Source organism: Thioclava sp. GXIMD4215 (genome assembly GCF_045291555.1).
Classification (GTDB): domain Bacteria; phylum Pseudomonadota; class Alphaproteobacteria; order Rhodobacterales; family Rhodobacteraceae; genus Thioclava; species Thioclava litoralis.
In genome coordinates this window covers 1,613,133-1,637,953 of record NZ_CP149515.1, presented here as the reverse complement: position 1 = coordinate 1,637,953, position 24,821 = coordinate 1,613,133, and the positions used below count along the sequence as shown (strand labels likewise).

26 protein-coding genes are annotated in these 24,821 nt (G+C 62.0%); 15 read left to right on the top strand and 11 right to left on the bottom strand.

What is annotated here, in order from left to right; translation table 11 throughout:
* Window positions 1-11 precede the first annotated feature (11 nt).
* The 7 genes from ccoO (at window position 12) to ccoS (ending at window position 6,383) form a co-directional block, all read left to right on the top strand.
* Complete coding sequence (ccoO, locus tag WDB86_RS08125; protein WP_339108979.1) at window positions 12-740, top strand: cytochrome-c oxidase, cbb3-type subunit II; 729 nt, start codon at window positions 12-14, stop codon at window positions 738-740.
* A gap of 7 nt (window positions 741-747) precedes the next feature.
* Entirely contained in the window at window positions 748-939 is a 192-nt protein-coding gene (locus WDB86_RS08120) for a cbb3-type cytochrome c oxidase subunit 3 (RefSeq protein ID WP_339108980.1), read from the top strand.
* Window positions 936-1,817 (top strand): cytochrome-c oxidase, cbb3-type subunit III, encoded by an 882-nt coding sequence (gene ccoP / locus WDB86_RS08115; RefSeq protein WP_406735652.1) that lies wholly within the window; start codon window positions 936-938, stop codon window positions 1,815-1,817. Before WDB86_RS08120 ends, ccoP begins: the two co-directional genes overlap by 4 nt.
* Window positions 1,818-2,107: 290 nt before the next feature.
* Complete coding sequence (gene ccoG / locus WDB86_RS08110; RefSeq protein WP_406735651.1) at window positions 2,108-3,562, top strand: cytochrome c oxidase accessory protein CcoG; 1,455 nt, start codon at window positions 2,108-2,110, stop codon at window positions 3,560-3,562.
* A gap of 1 nt (window position 3,563) precedes the next feature.
* On the top strand, window positions 3,564-4,022 hold the full coding sequence (locus WDB86_RS08105) for a FixH family protein (RefSeq protein ID WP_339108983.1): 459 nt from the start codon (window positions 3,564-3,566) through the stop codon (window positions 4,020-4,022).
* Window positions 4,023-4,025: 3 nt separating this feature from the next.
* Window positions 4,026-6,206: a heavy metal translocating P-type ATPase gene (locus WDB86_RS08100; RefSeq protein ID WP_406735650.1), complete on the top strand. Its 2,181-nt coding sequence runs from the start codon at window positions 4,026-4,028 to the stop codon at window positions 6,204-6,206.
* An 18-nt stretch (window positions 6,207-6,224) separates the two neighbouring features.
* Entirely contained in the window at window positions 6,225-6,383 is a 159-nt protein-coding gene (gene ccoS, locus WDB86_RS08095; protein ID WP_339108985.1) for a cbb3-type cytochrome oxidase assembly protein CcoS, read from the top strand.
* 257 nt (window positions 6,384-6,640) lie between these two features.
* On the opposite strand, the gene WDB86_RS08090 is transcribed toward ccoS, so the two are convergent.
* Window positions 6,641-8,161, bottom strand: a complete 1,521-nt coding sequence (locus tag WDB86_RS08090; protein WP_406737031.1) for a D-alanyl-D-alanine carboxypeptidase family protein — start codon at window positions 8,159-8,161, stop codon at window positions 6,641-6,643.
* A gap of 368 nt (window positions 8,162-8,529) precedes the next feature.
* Window positions 8,530-9,222, bottom strand: coding sequence for an HAD family hydrolase (locus tag WDB86_RS08085; RefSeq protein ID WP_406721636.1), 693 nt, complete (start codon window positions 9,220-9,222; stop codon window positions 8,530-8,532).
* Between the two features lie 143 nt (window positions 9,223-9,365).
* On the opposite strand from WDB86_RS08085, the gene clpS reads away from it, so the two are divergent.
* Genes clpS through WDB86_RS08070 form a run of 3 tightly spaced genes read left to right on the top strand, consistent with a single transcriptional unit; the run spans window position 9,366 to window position 11,620 of the window.
* Window positions 9,366-9,716, top strand: coding sequence for an ATP-dependent Clp protease adapter ClpS (gene clpS / locus WDB86_RS08080; RefSeq protein WP_406721637.1), 351 nt, complete (start codon window positions 9,366-9,368; stop codon window positions 9,714-9,716).
* A gap of 25 nt (window positions 9,717-9,741) precedes the next feature.
* Window positions 9,742-10,770, top strand: a complete 1,029-nt coding sequence (locus WDB86_RS08075; RefSeq protein ID WP_406735649.1) for a methyltransferase — start codon at window positions 9,742-9,744, stop codon at window positions 10,768-10,770.
* Window positions 10,771-10,810: 40 nt separating this feature from the next.
* Entirely contained in the window at window positions 10,811-11,620 is an 810-nt protein-coding gene (locus WDB86_RS08070; protein ID WP_406720253.1) for an SDR family NAD(P)-dependent oxidoreductase, read from the top strand.
* Here the strand turns inward: WDB86_RS08070 and WDB86_RS08065 are convergent, their stop codons facing one another.
* Complete coding sequence (locus tag WDB86_RS08065) at window positions 11,621-12,040, bottom strand: hypothetical protein (protein ID WP_406735648.1); 420 nt, start codon at window positions 12,038-12,040, stop codon at window positions 11,621-11,623.
* A 125-nt stretch (window positions 12,041-12,165) separates the two neighbouring features.
* Here WDB86_RS08065 and hemF point away from each other — a divergent pair, with 125 nt between their 5' ends.
* The gene (gene hemF, locus WDB86_RS08060) at window positions 12,166-13,062 is read left to right on the top strand and encodes an oxygen-dependent coproporphyrinogen oxidase (RefSeq protein WP_406735647.1); all 897 of its coding nucleotides are present in this window, start codon (window positions 12,166-12,168) and stop codon (window positions 13,060-13,062) included.
* A 116-nt stretch (window positions 13,063-13,178) separates the two neighbouring features.
* A complete protein-coding gene (locus tag WDB86_RS08055) occupies window positions 13,179-15,062 on the top strand; it encodes a DEAD/DEAH box helicase (protein ID WP_339108991.1) in 1,884 nt (627 codons plus the stop codon).
* Window positions 15,063-15,091: 29 nt separating this feature from the next.
* On the opposite strand, the gene hrpB is transcribed toward WDB86_RS08055, so the two are convergent.
* Together hrpB and WDB86_RS08045 are read right to left on the bottom strand one after the other, a co-directional pair.
* On the bottom strand, window positions 15,092-17,527 hold the full coding sequence (gene hrpB / locus WDB86_RS08050; RefSeq protein ID WP_406735646.1) for an ATP-dependent helicase HrpB: 2,436 nt from the start codon (window positions 17,525-17,527) through the stop codon (window positions 15,092-15,094).
* Window positions 17,528-17,531: 4 nt separating this feature from the next.
* Window positions 17,532-18,266 carry a DUF3108 domain-containing protein gene (locus WDB86_RS08045; RefSeq protein ID WP_406720257.1) on the bottom strand — a complete coding sequence of 245 codons (735 nt, stop codon included), beginning with the start codon at window positions 18,264-18,266 and terminating at the stop codon, window positions 17,532-17,534.
* A 148-nt stretch (window positions 18,267-18,414) separates the two neighbouring features.
* Here WDB86_RS08045 and meaB point away from each other — a divergent pair, with 148 nt between their 5' ends.
* Window positions 18,415-19,392, top strand: coding sequence for a methylmalonyl Co-A mutase-associated GTPase MeaB (gene meaB, locus WDB86_RS08040; protein ID WP_406735645.1), 978 nt, complete (start codon window positions 18,415-18,417; stop codon window positions 19,390-19,392).
* A 34-nt stretch (window positions 19,393-19,426) separates the two neighbouring features.
* Here meaB and WDB86_RS08035 read toward each other — a convergent pair whose 3' ends face one another.
* The 4 genes from WDB86_RS08035 to WDB86_RS08020 all read right to left on the bottom strand — a co-directional run bounded on the left by WDB86_RS08035 (window position 19,427) and on the right by WDB86_RS08020 (window position 21,641).
* The gene (locus WDB86_RS08035; RefSeq protein ID WP_406735644.1) at window positions 19,427-19,948 is read right to left on the bottom strand and encodes a copper chaperone PCu(A)C; all 522 of its coding nucleotides are present in this window, start codon (window positions 19,946-19,948) and stop codon (window positions 19,427-19,429) included.
* A 48-nt stretch (window positions 19,949-19,996) separates the two neighbouring features.
* Window positions 19,997-20,347 (bottom strand): hypothetical protein, encoded by a 351-nt coding sequence (locus WDB86_RS08030; protein ID WP_339108996.1) that lies wholly within the window; start codon window positions 20,345-20,347, stop codon window positions 19,997-19,999.
* 130 nt (window positions 20,348-20,477) lie between these two features.
* Window positions 20,478-20,765 carry a 50S ribosomal protein L28 gene (gene rpmB / locus WDB86_RS08025; protein ID WP_339108997.1) on the bottom strand — a complete coding sequence of 96 codons (288 nt, stop codon included), beginning with the start codon at window positions 20,763-20,765 and terminating at the stop codon, window positions 20,478-20,480.
* A 174-nt stretch (window positions 20,766-20,939) separates the two neighbouring features.
* Window positions 20,940-21,641 (bottom strand): NAD-dependent deacylase, encoded by a 702-nt coding sequence (locus tag WDB86_RS08020; RefSeq protein ID WP_339108998.1) that lies wholly within the window; start codon window positions 21,639-21,641, stop codon window positions 20,940-20,942.
* 27 nt (window positions 21,642-21,668) lie between these two features.
* Here WDB86_RS08020 and WDB86_RS08015 point away from each other — a divergent pair, with 27 nt between their 5' ends.
* Window positions 21,669-22,118, top strand: coding sequence for a low molecular weight protein-tyrosine-phosphatase (locus tag WDB86_RS08015; RefSeq protein ID WP_339108999.1), 450 nt, complete (start codon window positions 21,669-21,671; stop codon window positions 22,116-22,118).
* Between the two features lie 51 nt (window positions 22,119-22,169).
* Here WDB86_RS08015 and WDB86_RS08010 read toward each other — a convergent pair whose 3' ends face one another.
* Both WDB86_RS08010 and WDB86_RS08005 read right to left on the bottom strand, forming a co-directional pair.
* Window positions 22,170-22,478 (bottom strand): hypothetical protein, encoded by a 309-nt coding sequence (locus tag WDB86_RS08010; protein WP_339109000.1) that lies wholly within the window; start codon window positions 22,476-22,478, stop codon window positions 22,170-22,172.
* Between the two features lie 128 nt (window positions 22,479-22,606).
* Window positions 22,607-22,795, bottom strand: coding sequence for a heavy-metal-associated domain-containing protein (locus WDB86_RS08005; RefSeq protein WP_406720260.1), 189 nt, complete (start codon window positions 22,793-22,795; stop codon window positions 22,607-22,609).
* A 205-nt stretch (window positions 22,796-23,000) separates the two neighbouring features.
* On the opposite strand from WDB86_RS08005, the gene lepA reads away from it, so the two are divergent.
* Window positions 23,001-24,800, top strand: a complete 1,800-nt coding sequence (gene lepA, locus WDB86_RS08000) for a translation elongation factor 4 (protein ID WP_339109002.1) — start codon at window positions 23,001-23,003, stop codon at window positions 24,798-24,800.
* Window positions 24,801-24,821 lie beyond the last annotated feature (21 nt).

Genomic DNA, 24,821 nt, shown 5'->3' with positions numbered 1-24,821 from the left:
GAGAGAGACCTATGTCCATTCTGGATAAACACGGGATCATCGAGAAGAACGCGACGCTGCTTCTGATCGGCTCCTTCCTTGTGGTGACCATCGGCGGGATCGTCGAAATCGCGCCTCTGTTCTATCTCGAGAACACGATCGAGAAGGTGGAAGGGGTTCGCCCCTACACCCCCCTCGAACTGACCGGCCGCGATATCTATGTCCGCGAGGGCTGCTATGTCTGCCATAGCCAGATGATCCGCCCGATGCGGGACGAGTATGAACGCTACGGTCATTACTCGCTGGCGGCGGAATCGATGTATGACCACCCGTTCCAATGGGGGTCCAAACGCACGGGGCCGGATCTGGCGCGTGTGGGCGGACGTTACTCGGATGCGTGGCATGTCGATCACCTGACCAACCCGCAATCGGTCGTGCCGGAATCGGTGATGCCGAAATACGGCTTCCTGAAGAACCGTCTGATCGATACGGCCCATCTGGAAGAACGTCTGACAACCGATGCGGCGGTCGGGGTGCCCTATAGCTCCGATATGATCGAGGCGGCCAAGGCCGATTTCGCGGCCCAGCTGGATCCTTATGCCGATACCGATGGCCTGTTCGAGCGCTATGACGACCGTGTCAATGTGCGCAATTTTGATGGTCAGCCCGCCGTGACCGAGATGGATGCGCTGGTCGCCTATCTGCAGGTTCTGGGCACGATGGTCGATTTCTCGACCTTCGAACGCGATGCAAGCCGGTAAGGAGGGCATGATGGACTATCATATCTTCCGTGAATTTGCCGATAGCTGGATGCTGCTGTTCATGGTGGTGATGTTTGTGGGCGCGATCTTATGGGCCTTCCGGCCCGGTGCCCGCAAAGCACAGCGCGACAGCGCCTCCATCCCGTTCCGTCACGAGGACCGTCCCGCAACCGCAGCCGACAAGGAGGTGGGCAAATGAGCAAGACACCCAAGAAACTGCCGAATGATCCTTCGACCACGGGCCATAGCTGGGATGGTATCGAAGAGTTCAACAACCCCCTGCCGCGCTGGTGGCTGTGGACGTTCTATGCCTGCATCATCTTCGCTCTGGGCTATTCGGTTGCGATGCCCGCATGGCCGCTGTTGAACGGGGCAACGCCGGGGCTGTTGTACAAATCGACCCGCGCCGATCTTGAAGCCGATCTGGAGCGCTTCGATGCGATGAATGCGCCCGTCGAGGAAAAACTGGTGAATACCGACCTCGCGGCCATCGCTCAGGACCCCGAACTGGTGAACTATACCCAGAATGCGGGGGCTGCGGTGTTCCAGACATGGTGTGCGCAATGTCACGGGGCAGGGGCCGGTGGCCAGCAGGGTCTGGGCTATCCCAGCCTTCTGGATAGCGATTGGCTCTGGGGTGGCACGATCGACGATATCTACTTCACCGTCACCCACGGTATCCGTAACGAAACCGATCCCGATGGCGAGGCGCGCTATAGCCAGATGCCTGCCTTCGGCACCGACGGTATTCTGGATGAAGAGCAGATTGCACAGGTCGTGCAGCATGTGCGCCAGATCTCCGGTCAGGACTTCGATGCGGATCTGGCCAAAGAAGGGGCGGCGGTCTTCGAAGAGAACTGCACGAGCTGCCACATGGAAGATGGCACCGGTGACAAGTCCCAAGGCGCGCCGAACCTGACCGATGCGATCTGGCTTTACGGCGGCGATGTCGCCACCCTCACCAAGACCGTGCATGACGCCCGTTTCGGTGTGATGCCCAACTGGAACACCCGCCTGAGCGAAGCCGAGATCCGCGCTGTGGCCTCTTATGTCCACGGTCTGGGCGGCGGCCAGTAAACGAGATCTCCGCGCCATGCCCTAAAGCTTGGCGCGGAGTGCACCGGCACCTTGTCCTGTTCGCGCGTTTCCATGGGGGTGCCGGTGCTTTTTTATAAATCCACCATGACTGCCGGTCCAAGCCTTTGCTTGGGCCGCTTTTTTATGGCGTCTGCGGGGGTAGCACCTTTGGTCAATTGTATTCGAAAAAATGCATGCCAAAGTGGAATTTTGACGCAAGTCAAGGAAAGGTGAGGTTGGAAAGCGCATTCAGAACTCCGACCTGACGACGATCCCAAGGAGATTGCACCGTGAGCGCCCCAGATCCTGTCGCCCCGCCGCCGCTCTATGCCAGCCGCGAGCCGATTTTTCCGCGCCATGTCCGTGGTAAGTTCCGCAGCCTGAAATGGTGGTTGATGGGGATGATGCTGGGCATCTACTACATCCTGCCTTGGGTGCGTTGGGACCGTGGTCCGGCATTGCCCGATCAGGCGGTGCTGGTCGATCTGGCAAATCGTCGGTTTTTCTTCTTCATGATCGAGATCTGGCCGCATGAATTCTATTTCGTGGCGGGCCTGCTGATCATGGCGGGGCTCGGGCTGTTTCTGTTTACCGCTGCGATGGGGCGGGTGTGGTGTGGCTATGCCTGTCCGCAAACGGTCTGGACCGATCTTTTCATGCATGTCGAACGTTGGATCGAGGGGGACCGGAACGCGCAGATCCGCCTTCTGCGTTCGCGCTGGACGGGAGAAAAGATCCGTAAGCGCGCGTTGAAATGGGCCTTGTGGCTGGTGATCGCCGTCGGCACGGGCGGGGCGTGGGTGTTCTATTTTGCCGATGCACCGACCTTGTTGCGCCAGCTGGTGACCGGACAGGCGGCGATGGTGGCCTATCTTACGCTGCTGGTGCTGACCGCGACGACCTTCTTCTTCGGCGGTTTCGCCCGCGAGCAGATCTGTATCTATGCCTGCCCGTGGCCGCGCATTCAGGCCGCGATGATGGACGAGGATACCCTGACCATCGGGTATCGCAACTGGCGCGGCGAACCGCGCGGCAAGCTGAAAAAGGGCGTGAAAGCCGATGCGGCGCAGGGGGATTGTATCGACTGCAATGCCTGTGTGAATGTGTGCCCTATGGGGATCGACATCCGCGACGGCCAGCAGATGGAATGCATCACCTGCGGCCTGTGTATCGATGCCTGCAACGAGATCATGGACAAAACCAACCAGCCGCACGGGCTGATCGGCTATATGGCGCTGCGCGACGAGGAACGCGAGAAGAATGGCGAGGCCCGTGTCAGCCCTTGGCGGCATATCTTCCGGCTGCGCACGATCATCTACTTCGTGCTCTGGGGAGGGATTGGTGTCGGGTTGATCGTGGCATTGCTGGTGCGCTCGCCGATCGAGTTCAACGTTACGCCGAACCGTTCGCCGCTTTATGTCACGCAGCCCGACGGGACGATCCGCAATATCTATGCGCTTCGTCTGCGCAACAAGGAGCATGACCCGACCGCCTATGTCATTTCGGTGACCGGCATGGATGGCCAGCCTGTGGATGGTCTGAGGGTCAAGGTCGAGGGACGGGACGGGGCGTCGGTGATCGTGCCTGCCGATACGACCTTGTCGGCACGGCTCTATCTGGAAGCGGTGCGCGGTTCGGCGCTGGCCGATGCGACACGCAGCGATCTGGTTCTACGGGTCAGCCAGAAGGATGGCGACCGGTCTGTAACCGAAAAAACGGTCTTTAACGGCAAGGGGCGGAACTGAGATGATGACGCGTGAGCTGACCGGTAAACATGTTCTGGTGACCGTGGTCGGGGCCTTTTCGGTGATTATCGGGGTCAATATCTTTATGGCCTATAATGCGATCTCCAGCTTTCCGGGGCTGGAGGTGACCAATTCCTATGTGGCAAGCCAGCAATTCGACACATTGCGGGCGGCGCAACAGGCGCTTGGCTGGACGGTCGAGCCGCTTTACGAGAATGGCCAGCTCAGCTTCCGGCTGACGGATAAGGAGGGCCTGCCCGCGCCGGTTTCGCGGTTTTCCGCGCTTGTCGGGCGCACAACCATGTCGCGCGAGGATGTCACCCCGCAATTCCGTCGGGTGAACGGGGCCTATCTGGCCGATCTCACTCTGGCACCGGGGGCGTGGCTTGTGCATCTTGATGCGGTGGCGGCGGATGGCACGGCCTTCCGGCAGCGGATCGATCTGTTTGTCAGGAACTGAGCGGTGAGCGCTGCGCCAGATATCGAAACCGCTGTTTCGGCCTGTCCGGCCTGTATCGCAGCCCCTGCGGCGCAGGATCTGGCGCGGCGTGCCATCGCGGCCCCCAGCCTGTCGTTGTCTTTGCCCTCGATCCATTGCGCGGCCTGTATCACCGATGTCGAGGCCTGTCTGGGCGCGATTGACGGGGTGCGCGATGCACGGGTCAACCTGACGCTGAAGCGTGTTGCGGTGCAGGCGGGGCCGGAGATCACCGCCGCGCAGCTGATCGGCGCGCTGGAGGGCATCGGCTATGAGGCGCATGAGCTGGACCCTGATGTGCTGCGCGCCACCGAGACAGACAGGCAGGGCCGCGATTATCTGATGCGGATCGGGGTCGCGGGCTTTGCCATGATGAATATCATGCTGCTTTCGGTCGCGGTCTGGTCGGGGGCGGGCGATGCCACGCGCGATATGTTCCACTGGATTTCGGCAGCGATCGCCTTTCCGACGGTGATCTTTGCGGGCCAGCCCTTTTTCGCTTCGGCCTATCGGGCGCTGCGGGCGCGCAGATTGGGAATGGATGTACCGATTTCGCTGGCGATCTTGCTCTCGACGGGGATGTCGCTGTTTGAAACCATCCATTCAGGGCGGCATGCCTATTACGACGCAGCCGTAATGCTGATCTTTTTCCTGCTGGTCGGGCGCTATCTGGATTACCGCTCGCGCTCGGCGGCGCGTTCTGCCGCAGAGGAGCTGGCCGCGCTGGAGGTGCCGCGTGCATGGCGTGTGACCGATGCGGGCGAAACCGAAGTGCCGGTGGCGGATTTGCGCGTGGGCGATCACCTGCGCCTGCGTCCGGGCGGGCGGCTGGCCGCGGATGGGGTGGTGCTCGAGGGACGCTCGGAAACGGACCGGTCCTTGCTGACCGGTGAGAGCCTGCCTGTCAGCGTCGGGCCGGGGGCTGTGCTTTCGGCGGGGGAGGTCAATCTGACGGGGCCGCTGCTGGTGCGTCTGACCGCTGTCGGTCGCGACAGTTCGCTCCACCGGATGGCCCAGCTGGTGGCCGCTGCCGAGACCGCGCGGACCCGATACACCACGCTGGCCGAGCGGGCGACCCGTGCCTACACGCCCTTGGTGCATCTGATGGCCTTTTCAGCCTTTGCGGTGTGGATGTGGCTTTCGGGCGATCTGCGTCTGGCGCTGAATATCGCCGCAGCCGTGCTGATCATTACCTGTCCCTGCGCCTTGGGGCTGGCGGTGCCTGCCGTTGTGACGGCGGCCTCGGGACGGCTGTTCCGGCAGGGGCTTCTGGTGAAGGATGGCAGCGCGCTCGAGCGGCTGGCCGAAGTGGATTGCGTGGTGTTCGACAAAACCGGCACGCTGACGATGGGCCTGCCCGAACCGACGGATCTGGCAGGGATGGAGACACAGGCGCGCCGCATTGCCCTTGCTCTTGCGGCGGCCTCGTCGCATCCGCTTTCCGTTTCGCTGGCTGAAATGCTACGCGCCGAAGGCGTCGAGCCTCAGGTGGTGGAGGGCCTTTGCGAAGTTCCGGGATGTGGGGTCGAGGCCCGCGATCAGGGGCGGAGGATCCGTTTGGGACGGGCCGACTGGGTGGGCGCACAGGGCGAGGGCACATGGCTTGATGCGGGGCAGGGGAACCTGACGCGCCTGCGCTTTCAGGACCGTTTGCGCCCCGGAGCGGCTGAAGCCGTGCGTGCCTGTGTGGCGCGCGGGCTTTCGGTTCGGCTGGTGTCGGGCGATACCACAGCTGCGGTCTCGGCACTGGCCGCGCGTCTGGGGATTGCCGACTGGCGGGCCGAGGCACGCCCCGAAGACAAGGCCGCGACGCTGGCCGCTTTGTCCGGTGCAGGCCATCATGTGCTGATGGTGGGGGACGGGTTGAATGACACGATTGCACTGGCGCAGGCCCATGTGTCGATCTCTCCGGCCTCGGCGCTTGATGCCGCGCGCACGGCCTCCGATATCGTGCTCTTGGGCCAGAATCTGGAGCCGATTGCCGAGGCCCTGCAGATTGCGCGCAAAGCCCGTGCGCGGATCAAGCAGAATTTCGCGATTTCCATCGGCTATAACATGATTGCCGTGCCGATCGCGCTTCTGGGGTTGGCCACGCCGCTGGCTGCAGCCCTTGCGATGTCGGCCAGTTCCATTACCGTGTCCCTCAACTCCTTGCGGCTCAAGTAATCTCGAAAGGCGGGTTTAATGTCGATCCTCGGATTTCTGATTCCGATTTCCCTTTTCCTCGGCGGCGTGGGCCTGCTGGCCTTTTTCTGGGCGCTGAAAAGCCGCCAGTTCGAAGACCCGAAAGGCGATGCCGAACGTATCCTGTCGACCGCGTGGGATGATCATCCCAAGGGCTAGTCTCGGGACTTGCGCGGTCCGTCAGCCAAGGGCAGGGTGCCTGCCGCGATAAAACCGCCGTTCTGTCGGCGGTTTTTGCATATGCGTGCTGCGGATCAATGGCGCGCCGCAATGTGCCCGCCCCACCGTCCTCACCAAGGTCCACCGGCACAGAGCCCCCTTTGCGCCGTGAAAGGGCACGCGCCGTCAGGGGACCAAAGAAAAACGGACCGCATCAGGGATGCAGTCCGTGAGATTAGGCAGATAGAAGAGTGGCTTCAGGGGCCGACGACGCCGCATTCCATGCTGCGTGCGGCCAGACGGGCGCAGGCAAGGCTGGCCTGTTGCTGGCTCATGCCGACAAAGGTGGCCTCGTAACCGAGCTTGCGCTTGACCACTTTGCGTAGGGCATCGCCCAAGGTGTCGCTTTCCATCAGCGCCACTTTCAGCATGTCCTGCTGGGCGTGGAATTCGGAATTCTTCAATCCCAGTGTCACGCCCCAGTTCCGCCCGCCCGAGCTGGACGCACGCGCCACGACACGCGGCGTCTCCGAGGCGCTTGCCTGCGGCGGGTTCAGAGCGGCCAGAATCACCGTATTGGATTTCTTGCCCTTGCCCATCATCGCCAGAGTTTCCGGCTGCGGTTTGCTGGTCTGCTGGAAGATAGGACCACCCGGATCGGTGTCGCCCTGTGCGATCTCGCCTGCAAACTGCGCCTCGTCCTCTTCGTCGGCGCTGTCCTGAACGCTGGCCATCTGGACTTCCTCGCCTGCCAGATCCTCGCTCTCGTCGGCGGGTTTGGCAGTGGCGAAGCTGCGATTGGGGGCCGAGACCGGACGCGGGCTGGCTTCCAGACCATCGGTCGAAGCCATTGCCACGGCGTCTTCCACGGCCTCCGTATCCACCGCAGGGGCGGCATTGGCCACGGCCACGGCGGCTGCGATAGCATCCGCATCATGGGTTGCCACACCGGGACGCGATTGCGGGCGCGGGCTGCTTTGCATGGGCGCGCTGGCCACCAGCATACCGGCACTGGGTTGGTTCAGCTCGATCATATCGGGCGCGCTGGGCTTGTTGACGGGGCTGTGGTCCTGAACCCGTTTGAAGCCCAGATCCAGCAGTTCCGCCATTTTCGCGTTCCGCTGTGCGGTCGAGGTGCCGCCGAAGATGGTTGCGATGATCCGCTCGTCGCCGCGCTGCGCCGAAGCACAGAGGTTGAAACCCGCAGCCACGGTGTAACCGGTCTTGATGCCGTCCGCGCCTTTATAGGCGTCAAGGAAGCGGCGGTTGGTCGAATAGACGGTCTTCATGCCGGCATCGGCAGAACGGCGCGAGAAGATGTTGTAATATTGCGGGAAATCATAAAACAAATGACGCCCGAGAATGGTCATGTCATGGGCGGTCGACATATGCCCCTTGCGGGTCAGGCCGTTGGCATTGAGAAAGGTCGAATTTTTCATGCCAAGCGATTTGGCGGTGGCGGTCATCCGTGCGGCCCAGTTGGCCTCGTTGCCGCCAAGCGCGTCCCCGATGGCCGAGGCCGCGTCATTCGCCGATTTGATCGCCGCTGCACGGATCAGATAGCGCAGCTTGATTTTCTGACCGGCGCGCAGCCCCAGCCGTGACGGGGGCTGGGAGGCCGCATTTTGCGACACGGTGATTTCGGAATCCAGACTGACCTCACCGGCTTCGATAGCCTGAAAGGCGATGTAGAGCGTCATCATTTTGGTCAATGACGCAGGGTAGAGTCGCGTGTCGGCGTTTTTCTCGTAGAGGACCTCACCAGAGCGCATGTCCATCACATAGGCTGCATAGGGCGCGGCATACACAGCCAACGGCAAAAGCAACAATGTGAAGAACGCGCAAACTCCTGCTCGGATCCAGCGCAAAAGCGTGGTCACGGTTCTTATCCTTATATCTGCCTCGGTGCCCCGGTTTGATTTTAAAGTGGGGCTTATGGAAAGAACGATAACACGCGGAATCGTTTGTGAAAATTGGGAAGTTTCAGTCACCTTTACTGCGGTTTTCTTGCATCACCACATCATGTAGGTGGCATGGTGACAATATGCGCATTATATTGTGCCATTAACCCTTCCTTAACACTCCATTCCCTTACGGCAGTTAATCATTTTTCACGCGCCTGTGAGAGGTTTTTACTCACATTAATTCACGGGCGCGTGATAATGCGGATCGACTCCACCAGATTCGCCATAGAGCCAAGCGTGGTGAGTCGAGGATGGGACTCGGGCGGTTCGGCATGATCCAGCGCCCAGGGCTGTGCACCATCGGGAATGTGGACCGCATGGCCGCCTGCCTGAAGCATCGGCAGGATGTCTGATTTCATTGAATTTCCAACCATCACGCCGTTGGTTGCCCCGCGCCCGTGACGGTTGAAAAGGCGGGTATAGGTTGCGGCGGTTTTCTCCGAAACCACCTCGACCGCCTGAAAATAGGGGCCCAGCCCCGATTGCGCCAATTTGCGTTCCTGATCGAGAAGATCGCCTTTGGTGATCAGGACAAGTTTGTGATCCTGGCTGAGCGTGGCAATCGTGTCTTCGACATGGGGCAGCAATTCGATGGGATGGGCCAGCATCTCGCGCCCTGCCTGCAGTAATTCGGCGATCACTGTGGCATCGACGCGGGCCTCGGAAACCTCGATGGCGGTTTCGATCATCGACAATGTAAACCCTTTGACGCCAAAGCCATAGCGCCCGATGTTACGGCGCTCTGCCGCCAGAAGCCGCGCGTCCAGATGGGGCTTCTCGACATATTCGCCCATCAATTCGGCAAATCGCTCCTGTGTGAGCCGGAAGAACCTCGCATTTTGCCAAAGCGTGTCATCGGCGTCGAAACCCAGCATTGTCAGCGGCACTATTTACTCCCTATTGTAAGGTCAGAGTTTAACGTTCGAATTGCGAGCAGAGGCAGAAGGGGTTTCCTTCCGCCCCCGTCTTCCTATATTCGCCACGAGACCTGAGATGTTCGGAACCCGGGAAAGCGATGATGACAGGCGACTTCAAGCCCTTCAGCATGATGGCCGATGATGAAAATGGCAATGACGGCGATGCCGGCCTTGCTACGAAAACGCGGCCGAAAACCCGTAAGCCTCCGATGTATAAGGTGATGCTGCTGAATGATGATTACACCCCGATGGAGTTCGTGGTGCATATCCTCGAGCGGTTCTTCGGCCTCAATCATGCGCAGGCCTTCGAGATTATGTTGACCGTGCATAAAAAGGGTCTGGCGGTTGTTGGCGTGTTCTCCTTCGAGATCGCCGAGACCAAGGTTGCGCAGGTCATGGATTTTGCGCGCCGCCATCAGCACCCGCTGCAATGCACGATGGAAAAGGAATGAGCGCGGATCTCCGCGACGCGACCCCATGACACATCCCAGACTTTCGCTGGCGCTGGAACAGGCGCCCCTGCCGGAGGACGGCACGATCCTTGTGATCGGCGCTCTGGCCGAAACCGATCTCTCCGATCTGCCGAAGGACCGGCTGGAGCTGGTACAGGGCTTTGCGCCTGATCACGCGGGGCTGTCCGCGCGTGGGTATACCGTCAGCCCTGCGCCGCAGTCGTCTGACTATGCGGCGGCGGTGATCTTTCTGCCCCGCGCCAAGCAGGAGGCCCGCAACGCTTTGGCACGCCTATGCGATCTGGTGATCGACGGCGGGATGATCGTGGTGGATGGCGCCAAGAATGACGGCGTGGATTCGGTGCTGAAATCGCTCAAGCCTCTGGTGGCGCCCTCGGCGGCGATAGCCAAGGCGCATGGGAAGGTCTTCCGCTTTGCCGCGCGCCGTGGGGCTCTGGCTGATTGGGTCGTGCAGGCGCAAACCCCTACCGAGGGCTTTGTTACCACCCCCGGCGTGTTCTCGGCGGATAAGGTCGATGCGGGTTCGGCCCTTCTGGCGCAGGCGCTGCCGGGCCGCCTTCCGGCGCGTCTGGCCGATCTGGGTGCGGGCTGGGGCTGGCTGTCGGCGCAGATCCTTGCGCGTGAGGGCGTCGAGACGCTGGATCTGGTCGAGGCCGATTATGCCGCTCTCGACTGCGCCAAGCGCAATATCACCGACCCGCGTGCCAGCTTCCATTGGGAGGATGTCACCGGCTACGAGCCTGCCGCCCGCTATTCCGGTATCATTATGAACCCGCCCTTCCATGTGGGCCATGCGGGTGATCCGAACCTCGGGCAGGCCTTTATCCGCAAAGCGGCCTCTATGTTGTCGCTTTCGGGCAAGCTCTGGATGGTGGCCAACCGCCATCTTCCCTATGAGGACACGCTGCGGCAGGTCTTCCACCATGTCGAGGAAATCGGCGGCAATGCGCAGTTCAAGCTGTTCTATGCCGAAAAGCCGCTGACGAAATCGCAGGCCGCAAAGGCCGATACTCAGACCAAACGCGGCCGCTAACCGGCCGCGTCTTTGCTTCAACCACTCCGCAGGAGACTGCATGTCGCTTTCCATTTCCGGCAAGACCGCCATTGTGACGGGCGCGGCCCACGGGATCGGGCTTGCCATTGCGCGCCATTTCGTGGATCGCGGGGCCAATGTGATGTTTGCCGATATCGACGAAAGCCGTCTGAAGGATGAATTTGCCGATACGGATACATCCGAGGGGCCGGTGCGGACTTTTGCCGGTGATCTGTGCCAGAAGCTGAATGTGGCGAATCTTCTGTCGGCGACCATCGATGCCTTTGATCGGGTGGATATTCTGGTCAATACCAACCGCTGCTTCACGCCCTGCGACCCGCTGGACCCTGACCAGACCGTGCTGGATGACATGCTGCAGCAGAATATGAAATCCTCGCTGCGGATTTCCCAGCTGACCGCCAAGCGTATGATTGCGCAGGCCGAGAAAGACGGGCGCACCGAGGGCGAGATCGGGTCGATCATCAATATCTCGACGCTGGCCTCGACGCGCTCGCAGCCCGAAACGCTGGCCTATTCCATCGCTTGTGCGGCGCAGGAACAAGCGGTGCGCGGGCTGGCCGTGGCTTTGGCGCCGCATCGCATTCGGGTAAACGGGGTCAGCTTTGCCTCTGTCATGAGCCGCTCTTTGCAGGACGCGCTGAAGGAAAACGCCGAATGGCGCGAAGAGATCATCGAGGGCACGCCCTTGGGCCGGATCGCCGCGCCGAATGAACTGGCCGAGACGGTGCAGTTTCTGGCGTCCTCGGGGGCCAGCTTCACCACCGGCCAGATCATCCGCATCGACGGCGGGCGCGGCTTGCTGGATGCGGTGCAGGTTCCGGTGTTCTGATCACTCTTCGGGGTATGTTGCCTTGCAGGCGGCGATATTCGCGCGCGCCTGCGGCTCGAGCGATTGGATCTTGGCCGCCAGCCCGTCACGTTTGCGCGTCTCGGAGGCCGGATCGATCGGCACGCGGCGTTGCAATGTCTCGGTGACCTCTTTCCAGCAATGGACAGGACGGCGGATCTTCTTGCCGTCTTTCGTTTCATGCGTTTCATAGCCGCATATCCCGAAATGCTGGCGCTCGACCTCATAGCTTTCCCACGCATAGCCGCGTGCCAGATTGCCGTTCACCTCTTCCAGAAGCCCGTTCAGCACGCGGATTTCCTTGGTGGAGCGGTTGATGCAGCGCTCCTGCGGGGTGCCGCAGGCGGCCAGCAGGCCAAGGGCGCTCAGGCCAAGCAGGGCGGGAGTGAAAATGCGGGTCATGGGATACTCCTCCGGCCATCAGCTTAGCTTCTGCCTCTGCGGTCGGCTAGGGGGCTTTGTACCAAACTGCTATTTGCTCCTGCCGCTGCGGCCCGCTAAGACTGCGGGCAGGAAAAGGAGACCCCATGACCGACCAGCCCCTGTTCGAAGACGAAAAAGCCCGCGCCAGTCAGTGGTTTTCCGATTTGCGCAACAAGATCGTGGCGGCCTTCGAAGGGCTGGAGGACAGTCAGGTCACGGGCCCCCATGCCGAAGCGCCCGCAGGCCGTTTCGAGGTCACGCCCACCGTCCGCACAGGCCCCGATGGCGAGGACCACGGCGGCGGCAAGATGAGCGTCATGCGCGGAGGCCGTGTTTTCGAGAAGGTGGGCGTCAATATCTCGACCGTCTGGGGCACATTGGGCGAGCGCGCGCAAAAGGCGATGGCCGCGCGTGGCGTGCCGGGGATGGCGGATGATCCGCGCTTCTGGGCCTCGGGGATCAGCCTTGTGGCGCATATGCAGAACCCGCAAACCCCTGCGGTGCATATGAATACCCGCATGTTCTGGACGCCGGGCGCATGGTGGTTTGGGGGTGGGGCGGATCTGAACCCCTGTATCGAATATGACGAGGACACCGCCGAATTCCACGCGGCACTCAAGGCGGCCTGTGACGGGCATGACGCAAGCTACTACCCGCGGTTCAAGGAGTGGGCGGATGAGTATTTCTACATCCCGCACCGTAATCGCGCCCGTGGTGTGGGCGGCATCTTCTATGACGATTTGAACACCGGCGATTGGGCCAAGGATTTCGCCTTCACGCAGGATGTGGGCCGCGCTTTCCTCAAGGCCTTCCTGCCGGTGACCGAGAAACGCCGCAACCAGCCTTGGACCGATGCCGACCGTGAGGCGCAATTTATCTATCGCGGGCTTTATGCCGAATATAATCTGGTCTACGATCGGGGAACGAAGTTCGGTCTGGAAACGGGTCACAATGCCGATGCGGTCTTGATGAGCCTTCCGCCGATAGCCAAATGGGTGTGAGCGCGTAACCAAAGGCGCAGATTCCCCCTATACAGAAGGCCGCAAAGGGCGTATGAGCCGCCCCTTGCGCCGCAGTTGAGTGCGCCCGTTCCATTCCAGACCCGAAAGTCCCCGCCATGAGCATTGATATCGCCATTCACCCCGCGCTTGCCTCCGCGCTGGAGAAGAAAGGCTACGAAACCCTCACCCCCGTGCAAACTGCTGTGGGTGACCCTGCTCTGGCGGAGAAAGACCTTCTGGTATCGGCGCAGACCGGCTCGGGGAAAACCGTGGCCTTCGGTCTGGCGATGTCGGCGCAGCTTCTGGCCGAGGGTGTGCCTACCCGCGCCGATGTGCCGCGTGCCATCGTGATCGCGCCGACGCGCGAGCTGGCACTGCAGGTCAAACGCGAATTCGAATGGCTCTATGGCGCCGCTGGCATGATCATCGCAGGCGCGGTTGGCGGTATGGACCCGCGCAACGAACGCCGTGCGCTGGAACGCGGGGCGCATATCGTCGTGGGAACGCCGGGCCGTATCTGCGACCACATCCGCCGTGGTGCGCTGGACCTGTCGGAGCTGCAGGTTGCGGTTCTGGACGAGGCCGACGAGATGCTGGATCTGGGCTTCCGCGAGGATCTGGAATTCATTCTGAACGAAGCCCCCGAAGAGCGTCGCACGCTGATGTTCTCGGCCACGGTTTCGCCCGAGATCGAGCGTCTGGCTGGCACCTTCCAGAAGGATGCGCAGCGGATCTCGACCATCGACCGCAAGGCACAGCATAGCGATATCGAATATCGCGCGCTGGTTGTGGACCGTTCGGATCGCGAGAACGCCATCATCAACCTGCTGCGCTTCTACGAGGCCCGCAACGCGATTGTCTTCTGTGGCACCCGCGCGATGGTGACCCACCTGACGACCAAGCTGCTGAACCGTGGCTTTGCCGTGGTGGCACTGTCGGGCGAACTCAGCCAGGAGGAACGTTCGCGCGCGCTGCAGATGATGCGCGATGGCCGTGCCCGCGTCTGTATCGCCACCGATGTGGCCGCGCGCGGGATCGACCTTCCGGGTCTGGAACTGGTGATCCATGCCGATCTGCCGCAGAACAAAGAGGCGCTTCTGCACCGGTCTGGCCGGACGGGGCGTGCGGGCTCCAAGGGTGTGTCCGCTCTGGTCGTGCCGATCAACATCAAGGCCAAGGCCGAGCGCCTGTTGAAATTCGCCAACCTCACCGCAGACTGGGCACCCGCGCCCTCGGCCGAGGAAGTGCTGGAGCGGGATCGTGTGCGGATGCTGGAACAGCCGTCGCTGGTCGAGCCCATTCAGGACGACGAGAAAGAGGCGGTTCAGGCGCTGCTCAAACGGTTCGACGCAACCGAACTGGCCGCAGCCGTGGCGCGTGCCTTCATTGCGGGGCGTTCCGCGCCCGAAGACATCACCCCGATCAGCGTTGACGGGCCGAAGCCGCGTGCGAAGGTCGAGTTCGAGCGCTCGACTTGGATGCGCCTGTCGATGGGCCGTGACAGCGGCACCGATCCGAAATGGCTCTTGCCGATGCTTTGCCGCGCGGGCGATCTGACCCGCCGTGACATCGGTGCGATCCGTATCATGAATGACCATACCTTCGTGCAGATCCATGCTGATGCGGCTGACCGCTTCCTGCAATCTGTCGGCCCCGAGCGGTCGCTAGAGGATAAATGCGGTGTGGATGTGCTGGACAAAGCCCCCGAGGGTCTTGACCGCCCGAACCCGCGCCCCGCGAAATGGGACCGCAAGCCGGGCGGCCCGCGCCGTGATTTTGGTGATCGTGGTGATCGTGGCGACCGCGAGTTCAAGAAGCCGCATCGCAAGGGTGGTTCCGACGATGGCGCGCCGCGCAAGTCGTGGAAAAGCCGCGACGAAGCGGGCGAAGGGAAAGCGGGCAAGTTCAGCAAGCCCGCCGGTAAGTCCTTCAAAGACAAGCCGAACCCCAAGGATAAGGGCAAGCCGAAAGCCAAATACGGCAAGCCTGGCAAGAAGTAATAAAAGGGCGGCCTCTCGGGGCCGCCTTTTCAGTTTCGGGGTTTGGCACGTAGCGTCGGGTCGGCCTCGCGCGGGTTTTCGGGCCAAGGGTGTTTGGGGTAGCGCCCGCGCATATCCTTGCGCACATCCGCATAGGACCCGTCCCAGAAGCCCGGAATATCCAACGTCACCTGTATCGGCTTATGGCCAGGCGATAGCAGCGTCACCCGCAGCGGCAGGCGTTTGGGGCCGATGCTGGGATGGGCCGTCACGCCGAACATCTCCTGCAGGCGGATCTCGATGCCGGGATGTTCGCCGCCATAGTCGATGGGCACGCGCCGCCCAAGAGGCGTCTCGAAATGCGCAGGCGCAAGGCGGTCGACCAGTTGTAGCTGTTCCCAATCAAGACGGCCGCGCAGGGCGTCGGTGATATCCATCTTGCGCAGGTCGGTTTCGGTCCGCTTGCCACCCAGATAGGGCAGAAGCCAGTCCTCGGCGCGTTCCATCAGGGAAGCGTCGTCAAAGGCGGGAAGCTCTGCGCCCTCTTGGTGCAGCAGTTGCACACGCGCCTGAAAGCGCCGCGCGGCATCGGTGAAGGGCAGGCCGATCTGGCGGATACCGTCCAGCGCCCCACGGGCAATCGCCTCGCGCGGGGCGTCTTTCCAGATCCGGTCATCCAGCACCAAAGCGCCGAAACGCTCCTGCTTGCGGGCCACCACACGGCCCTCGCGGCGCGACCATTCGCAAAGATCAACCCATTGGATCTGCTCGCTAAACAGCCCTCGGATCTGTGCTTCGGAAATCTGGGTGCCTTGGCGCAGCATCGCCTCGCGCGGGTCGCCATTGGTATCGGTGGCGACAATCAGGCGGGCCGAGCCAAGCGGGTCGCCATCCGCCACCTGCACCCCTTTGCCCCCCGACAGCACATAGCGCGGCTGATCGCCGGAACGGCGCAGCCCCACGCGGTCGGGATAGGCCAGTGCGGCCATTTCGGCGGGCTCAAGCGCGGTGCTATGATCGACCATCTTCGCCAGACGGCGGGCCTCTTGGCGGATGCGTTCCACCGCGCCGCGATGGGGCTGCCACGGGTGATCGGCGGCAAATCCGCGCGGGTTCTGCACCGCCTTCAGGCGCAGGGTCAGATCGGCAGGCGCCCCGCGCAGAGGGTCACGTTCGGCCAGAAGCGCGGCCAGATCGGCGGCGGATTTTCCGGCCTTCAGCAGCATATGGCCAAGGCGCGGATGCAGCGGCAGGCGGGCCAAAGCCTGCCCGTGGGGCGTCAGGCTGATGCCCTCCAGCGCGCCCAGACCTTCCAGCAGGCTCCGCGCCTCGGCCAGCGCAGGCGCGGGAGGCGGCGTCAGAAAGGCCAGATCGCTGCCGTCAGACCCCCATTGCGCCAGCTCCAGCGCAAGGCCCGACAGATCGGCCACCTCGATTTCGGCAGGGGGGAAGGCGGGCAGCGCCCCTTCGGCACCTTTGGTCCAGAGGCGGTAACAGATCCCTTCGGCCACGCGGCCCGCACGGCCCCGACGCTGTTCGGCCTCGGCGCGGCTGACGGGTTCGGTCACCAGACGCGCCATGCCCGAACCCGCGTCAAAGCGCATCCGGCGGGCGCGGCCGCCATCGATCACCACGCGCACGTCCTGAATGGTCAGCGAGGTCTCGGCAATCGAGGTCGCCAGCACCAGTTTGCGCCCCGTTTTCGCAGGCTCGATCGCGGCACGCTGCGCGGCAAATTCCATCGCGCCAAACAGCGGGCGGATGGTCACATCGGCGGGCAGACGGCCTGCCAGCAGACCCTCGACACGGCGGATTTCGCCTTCTCCCGGAAGGAAGGCAAGGATACTGCCTGTGGTCTCGCGCGCGGCCTGTTCGATCAGCCCCGCAAGCGCAGGTTCAAAGCGCATCGTCCGGTCTACGGGGCGGTCCAGCCAGCGGGTTTCTACCGCAAAGGCGCGGCCTTCCGACACCACTACCGGCGCATCCTCCAGCATGGCCGCCACCGGACCCGCATCCAGCGTGGCCGACATCACCACCACCGCCAGATCATCGCGCAGCGCGCCGCGCACCTCCCAAACCAAGGCCAGCCCCAGATCGGCATTCAGCGAGCGTTCGTGGAATTCGTCAAAGATCACACAGCCCACGCCCGAAAGCTCGGGGTCGGATTGGATCATGCGGGTCAGGATGCCCTCGGTGACCACCTCGATACGGGTGGTCTTCGACACCTTCGCCTCGCCACGGATGCGGTAGCCCACGGTCTGGCCCACCGTTTCGCCCAAAGTGTCGGCCATGCGCTCGGCGGCGGCGCGGGCGGCCAGACGGCGGGGTTCGAGCATCAGGATGCGGCCCTTGACCTGATCCATCAGCGCCAGTGGCACCCGCGTGGTTTTGCCCGCCCCGGGCGGCGCCATCAGGACGGCGCGACCCTCGCGGGCGATGGCCTGTTGCAGCTCGGGCAGGACGGTGTCTATCGGCAGGCGGGTCACGGGATCAGCGCCGTTTCAGACGGCCTTCGCCATAGATCGTGTCGGTGGTGATCTCGGTCACTTCCAGCCGCCCGTTGCCCGTCGGGCTATAGGTCAGCGTGAAGGGGAAGACGGATTTCTTGGCCATGTCCGATTTCGAGAACCCCGCAAGGCGGCGGTATTCGCCGGTGCAGACCACGGTATTGCCCTGCTTTTGCGGCGCATTCAGCGTGACCTGACTGCGGCGGGTGCCATCAAAGATCTGTTCGGAGCGGTTGCAGGCCTCATCGGGGGTCACCGAGCGCAGCACCGAATAAAGCGCGGTCAGCGGATCAACCGTGCCATGCTGCTGGGTCGGGTCCAGATCGGTGCTGCGGGGCTTGCGTGGCGGCTCCTGACTGACCGAAATCGGCGTGCCGCGGTTATAGACCATCGTGGAGACGCGGTCGCGGTCGGGGGTGTCGGCTTTTTCGACATAGCGGGTCGGGGTGAAGCGGCTGCCGGTGATATGTCCGCTGGTGGTGGCATCATAGCGCAGCTTGCGCAGGAACCCCAGCAGGCCCGAGGTTTGCAGCGTGCCATTGGCGCCGTAGCCGTTATTCTCGACCTTGCCATTGATCAGCAATTCGCCCGCTTTCAGCCCCTTGAGCTGCACATCGAACACGATCTGGTCGCTCTGGTCGGCCCGTGCCATCTGCCCGAAGGCCAGCAGGGCCAGTGTTGTGGCGAGGCCGATTTTGCGCGCAATCCGTGATCTCATGATGGTCCTTTCGTCGTGACGAAATCTGCAGCCCTTTCGGCTATGGGCTGGACATATACCTTTTGCGCGATGCAAGAAACAGAGAGCGTTTCACACATGCTCACATCTTTACGCTTGGTAGCGACGATTGGCCGATGGGAGGAAAGCTATGCGCAATACCGCCGAGGATCTGGCTCAGGGAATTCTTGCGGGTGACAGGCGCGCTTTGGCGCGTGGCATTACCTTGATCGAATCGAACCGTGCCGACCATCGGGCCGAGGCCTTGCGGCTGCTGGATATGCTGGCCGGTCAGGGGGCCGCGCTGCGGGTCGGGCTTTCGGGCACGCCCGGTGTGGGCAAATCGACCTTTATCGAGAGCTTCGGTCTGATGCTGACAGGGCAGGGCAAGAAGGTGGCCGTGCTGGCGGTGGACCCGTCTTCGGCGCGTTCGGGCGGGTCGATCCTTGGCGACAAGACGCGGATGGAGCAGCTCTCGCGCGACCCCAACGCCTTTATCCGCCCCTCGCCGTCGCAGGCGCATCTGGGGGGCGTGGCGCGGCGCACCCGCGAGGCGATCTTGCTGTGCGAGGCGGCGGGTTTCGACCTGATTCTGATCGAGACGGTCGGGGTGGGGCAGTCCGAGACGCTGGTGGCCGATATGGTCGATCTTTTCGTGCTGCTGATGGCCCCTGCGGGGGGCGATGAATTGCAGGGCGTCAAACGCGGCATCATGGAGATGGCCGACATCCTGCTGGTGAATAAGGCCGACGGGGACCTGAAGATGACGGCAATGCGCACGGTGGCCGATTATGCCGGTGCGCTGCGGCTTTTGCGCAAGCGCCCGCAAGATCCCGAAGGCTTTCCCAAGGCGATGGCGGTTTCCGCGCTGGAAGAGGCGGGGCTGGAAAAAGCATGGGACGAGATCTGCGCCTTGGCGCAGTGGCGCAAGGAGGAGGGGTTCTTTGCCACCCGCCGCGCCGAGCAGGCCCGCCACTGGTTCGAGGCCGAGGTGCGTGAGGGGCTGCTTGCCCGCCTTCGCACCGACCCCGAGATCCGTGCGAAGATGGCCGGATTGGGGGATCAGGTCGCGCAGGGCCGGACCGCGCCTGCGGTGGCGGCCGCCAGCATGCTGGACCTGCTGGGCTGAGATGCGCCCCGGAAGGGCGCATCTTTGCGGTGGGTCAGTTGCCTTGAGACATATGGTTCATGCCGCTATGCGACATTCCCTGCATAGAGTTCTGGCCCTGCATAGCGCTATGATCCATACCGGCTTCGCCCATCGTGACTTGCATATCGACCGTGACGGGATCGGCGTTTTTGAAATCGAGCACGACCTGCACATGATCGCCCTCTTTCAGCGGGGCTTTCAATCCCATGAACATGATATGGTCGCCCCCGCGGGCCAGCGCATGCGTGCCCTGCGCCGGAATGGCGAATCCTTCCGGCACGGCCAGCATCTGCATCATGCCGTCGGCGGCTTCCTTATGGGTATGTAGCTCGGTCCGGTCGGCAATGTCGGAATGCGCCGCAACAAGCTGGTCGGCGGTGTCGGACTGGTTCTCGATGGTCATGAAGGCCGCGCCGGATTTGGCGACGGGGGAAGAGACGCGCATATAGGCGTCGTGGATAAGGATGCCATCAGCAAAAGCGGGCAGGCCAAAGGCAAGGGTGGCCGTGGCGGCCAGAAGCATAGAGCGGATCATGGAACTCTCCTGAAAGATCGCGTCGGGTGTCGGTAACAGAAACGGATGTCAGACGACCGAGGCAGGAGGATCGCGCGCTTTGGGGGGAACGGAATGCGTGCCGCGCAAGCGCGCCGTGATCGGGGCAGGGGCGAAACGGTGCATGCCCTCGGGGCGGATAAGCGCCGGCGCTGTCGGTACAAGCGATGCCAGAAGCGCCAACGCCATATCCGGACAGATCTTCACATGGCGAATCGGCGTGCCATTGGCGTCGACCGTAACAGTGACCAGCCCCTGACCGCTACAGAGCACGATCTGGCCTGCCGCACGGGTCTGGCCACGTGCTGACGCGAATTCAACGCTGGTCAGCGCGAAGACAGCTGCCAGAAAAAGGATCAGAAAGGGCAGTTGCCGCAGCATTCTCATGGAACGGGTTATAGGATGTGCCATCCTGCCGGCCAAATGATTTCAATCAACTTGGCCGTGTCGTCGTAATGAAAAACCCCGCGCCTGAGGCACGGGGTTCGGAAATCCGTCAGGATCGCAGGGATCAGGCTGCTGCCTGTGCCTTGACGATGGCCTTTTTGATTTTCAGAGCGTTGACCGACAGGTCTGCGTCTTTTGCTTTGGCAAGGAACGCATCCAGACCGCCACGGTGGTCGACCGAGCGCAGGCCATGAGCCGAGACGCGCAGCTTGAACGACTGACCGAGGGTCTCGGAGATCAGGCTTACATCATTGAGGTTCGGCAGGAAGCGGCGACGCGACTTGTTGTTCGCGTGGCTTACAGTGTTGCCCGTCATCGGGCCTTTGCCGGTTAGTTCGCAAACGCGCGACATGGCATCATCCTTTGTTTCCATATGGGCGAAGATCGCCCGTTTTCGCAACATATGAAGGCGCCGCAAGAGCAGCGCCCAGAATTCTGTCCGCGGGAAATACGAGTAAATGCGGCTCAGGTCAAGCGATTCATCGCTGAATACGCCGCCTCCCCTGCAGGTTTTTGCGCAGTTTGCCTATGCCAGCAGCTTGTCCACCCAGTCTGGCACAAGTTCTGTGGCAGGACCATGACGGGATTCGTCAAAACGTGACGTCCCCGAAGAGGGGTCAAGGTTCAGTTCCAGCGTGGCCACTCCGGCCCGCGAAGCATCCTGTACGAACCCCGCCGCCGGATAGACATTGCCCGAGGTCCCGATCGAGACGAACAGGTCCGCGGCGCGCAGGGCCGTCCAGATTTCGTCCATGCGGTAGGGCATCTCGCCGAACCAGACGATATCGGGGCGGGTGGCGCGCTGGCCGCATTCGGGGCAGGGGGTGCTGGCCTGCATCACCTCGGGCGCGGGCCAGCGTGCGCCGCAGGCATGGCACAGCGCGCCATACAGGCTGCCATGCATATGAATGACATTTTGCGAACCGCCTCTTTCATGCAGGTCATCCACATTCTGCGTGACAATCAGCACCTCATAGCGCGGGTCGGCCGCAAGTCTGGCCAGCGCGATATGGGCGGCATTGGGCTGGGCGGCACTGGAGGCCGCGCGGCGCATGTTATAGAATTCATGCACCAGCTCCGGGTCGGCCTCGAACCCTTCCGGCGTGGCCACATCCTCGATCCGGTGATCTTCCCATAGCCCGTCCGACGCGCGGAAGGTGCGGATGCCGCTTTCGGCGGAAATACCGGCACCGGTGAGAATCACGATCTTCTGTACGGGCTTGGCCATAGTATTCTCCTGCTTTAGGGTCCTCCTATGCGTATCCTGTTTCTCTGCTTAGGCAATATCTGCCGCTCCCCTGCCGCCGAAGGCGTGTTTCGCGATATGGCGCGGGAGGCGGGTCTGGCGGTAGTCACCGATTCGGCGGGCACCGGTGGCTGGCATGTGGGCGAACCGCCCTATGGCCCGATGCAAGCTGCGGCACGGGCCTGTGGCTATGATCTGTCGGATTTGCGCGCCCGCCAGTTGCAGGCTGCGGATTTTACCCGATTCGATCTGATTCTGGCGATGGACCGGCAAAATCTGGCGGATGCCCGCGCTTTGGCGCCGCGCTCTGGCGGGGCGGAGCTGCGGCTGTTCCTGCCGGAGGATCTGGCCGCGGGCGAGGTGCCGGATCCCTATTATACCCGTGATTTCGACGGGGTCCTGCACCTGATCGAGGCAGGGTCCCGTCACGTGATAGAGCGTCTTCAGGCGCGGGGCTGAGACGAAAACGGGCCGGAAAACCGGCCCGATCCATATGCAGAGCGATGCAGCTTAGCCGCAATAGCCCTCTGCTGCAGAAACGAAATTCTTGTAGCGCGCCCAGAAGTCCGTATCGGAGGGGCGGCTGGAGGTGCGGACCTCCTGGGCTTTGTCGGGGTCGGTGAAAAACTTGGCGGCGCGGCGTTGGTCGCTATTGCTGAGCGTGATGTCCGCGACATTCTGGATGCAGCTGCACAGCTCGGAATTCGAGGTGCGTCCGCCTTGCTGGCAGGCGCGGTCCAGCGGGCCGGCCTTGGCGATGGAGCCCATGCACAGGCTCAGGGTGAACGCAGTGGCTGCGATCCGGATGACGTTTTTCATGCTCTGCCTCGATGTTTTTGGGTCGATTTTATGGGCGCTGCTCGCACATCTTTAATTTGCCAAGATAGTTAACAAAATATGAATGACATCTCAAAGCTCGCATGTGCCGCTCGCCGGAACGTGAAGTCTTATTCGACGATTTCTGCCGGATAGCCCGCGCCTTTCAGGGCTGCCAGAACGGTCTCGGGGGGCAGGCCGGTGACTTCGACCTCTTTGTCTTCCAGAAAGACGTCCGCCTTGCCGCCAACCTCTTCGATGGCGCTTTCGACAGCCGCTTTGCAATGGTTGCAGGTCATAGTGGGCACGGACAGGATCATGGCGGTCTCCTTGGGATGATACCTGCCTTAACTTGCGCGGCCTTCGCGAAAGGTCAATGGATTCGCATGAATTGGCCCCGTGACATGCGCGGAAGGCTTGCCAAACACTTTTCCACAGGCCATAGCGGGTCATTCTCGGGTAGCTTAGGGCCTGCCCTGTGAATTTCTCTTCCCGCAACGTCGAAACCTATATATATCGCGCGCCATGACCGATCTCGACCGTATTCGCAATTTCTCCATCGTGGCGCATATCGACCACGGTAAATCCACTCTCGCCGACCGGCTCATCCAGATGACCGGGACGGTGGCCGAACGTGACATGAAGGCGCAGCTTCTTGATGCGATGGATATCGAGCGCGAGCGCGGTATTACGATCAAGGCGAACTCTGTCCGGATCGAATATCCGGCGAAGGATGGCAAAACCTACATCCTGAACCTGATCGACACCCCCGGCCACGTCGACTTCGCCTATGAGGTCTCGCGCTCCATGCAGGCCGTTGAGGGCTCGCTTCTGGTGGTCGATGCCTCGCAGGGCGTCGAGGCGCAGACGCTGGCCAACGTCTATCAGGCCATTGATGCCGACCATGAAATTGTGCCGGTCCTCAACAAGATCGACCTTCCCGCCGCCGATCCGGAACGGGTGAAGGAAAACATCGAAGACGTGATCGGCATCGATGCGTCGGATGCCGTGGAAATCTCGGCCAAGACCGGCCTTGGTATCCCCGATGTGCTGGAAGCCATTGTCCACCGTCTGCCCGCGCCCAAGGGCGAGCGGGACGCACCGCTGAAGGCCATGCTGGTCGATAGCTGGTATGACAGCTATCTGGGCGTTGTCGTTCTGATCCGCGTCATGGATGGCGTGATCAAGAAGGGCGACCAGATCAAGATGATGAAGACGGGCGCCACCTATAAGCTGGACCGCCTGTCCGTGCTCAAACCGCAGATGGTCGATATTGCCGAGCTGGGTCCGGGCGAGATCGGGGTGTTTACCGCCTCGATCAAGCAGGTGCGCGACACCAAGGTGGGCGATACGATCACCCATGACAAAAAGCCCTGTGCGCAACCGCTTCCGGGCTTCAAACCGTCGATTCCGGTGGTGTTTTGTGGTCTGTTCCCCGTTGATGCTGCCGATTTCGAGGCCTTGCGTGACGCGATCGAAAAGCTTCAGCTGAACGACGCGTCCTTCAGTGCCGAGATGGAGACCTCGGCGGCGCTTGGGTTCGGCTTCCGGTGTGGCTTCCTTGGTCTTTTGCACCTCGAGGTGATCCGCGACCGTCTGGAACGCGAATATGATCTGGACCTGATCACAACGGCGCCCTCGGTGGTGTTCAAGCTGCATATGAAGGATGGCGAGGTCATCGACCTGCATAACCCCGCGGATATGCCGGATCTTACCTATGTCGACCATATCGAAGAGCCGCGTATCAAGGCCACGATCATGGTGCCCGACGAGTATCTGGGCGATGTGCTCAAGCTGTGTCAGGACCGTCGCGGGATCCAGATGGACCTGACCTATGCGGGCTCGCGCGCGATGGCGGTGTATGACCTGCCGCTGTCCGAGGTGGTCTTCGACTTTTATGACCGTCTGAAATCGGTGACCAAGGGCTATGCGTCCTTCGATTATCAGCTGATCGGCTATCGTGAGGATTTCCTTGTGAAAATGTCGATCCTCGTGAATGACGAGCCGGTGGATGCGCTGGCGATCATGGTGCATCGCGACCGTGCCGAGGCCCGTGGCCGTGCCATGTGCGAAAAGCTGAAGGACCTGATCCCGCGGCATATGTTCAAGATTCCGATTCAGGCCGCGATCGGTGCCCGCGTGATCGCGCGCGAGACCCTTTCGGCCATGCGCAAGGACGTGACCGCCAAATGTTATGGCGGGGACGCGACGCGGAAGAAGAAGCTGCTTGAAAAGCAGAAAGCCGGTAAGAAGAAGATGCGGCAATTCGGCAAGGTCGAAATTCCGCAATCGGCCTTTATCGCCGCGCTCAAAATGGATGATTGACATCGCCGCCCCCTCGGGGGC